The 373-nt window shown below is 59.8% G+C and carries 1 pseudogene; it reads left to right on the top strand.

The window, feature by feature from the left end:
- Nucleotides 1–269 (top strand): annotated as a pseudogene (locus tag ALO43_RS23485) (glycerol acyltransferase); the annotation flags it as partial.
- Nucleotides 270–373: the final 104 nt, after the last annotated feature.

Below are 373 nucleotides of genomic sequence, written 5' to 3'. Positions count from 1 at the left end.
GAAGGCAAGCTGACCACCGACGGCGAGATCAGCGGCTTCAAGAGCGGCATGAGCCGCATCATTGAGGAAACCCCGGTGCCGGTCATTCCGCTGGCACTACAAGGGTTGTGGGGCAGCTTTTTCAGCCGTGACCCGAGCAAGACCCTGTTCCGTCGCCTCTGGTCGCGTGTGGTGCTGGTCGCGGGTTCGCCCATTGCATTGCAGCAGATGTTGCAACGCCGGTGGATGTGCGTGAAGAGGTGAAGGAACTGAGAGGGAAGGTGCAATAAGCGCTCCGCGCAGCATTGGCACGATATGACTACCGTGCCAATGCTCGTAGGCATGCATTTCGTGACGCTCTGCGTCACCTTCAGGTGCCGCCGCTGATCAAAGG

It is taken from the genome of Pseudomonas tremae (assembly GCF_001401155.1).
Classification (GTDB): domain Bacteria; phylum Pseudomonadota; class Gammaproteobacteria; order Pseudomonadales; family Pseudomonadaceae; genus Aquipseudomonas; species Aquipseudomonas tremae.
The sequence above is the reverse complement of the archived record's forward strand: the minus strand, read 5'-3'. Positions and strand labels throughout refer to the sequence as shown.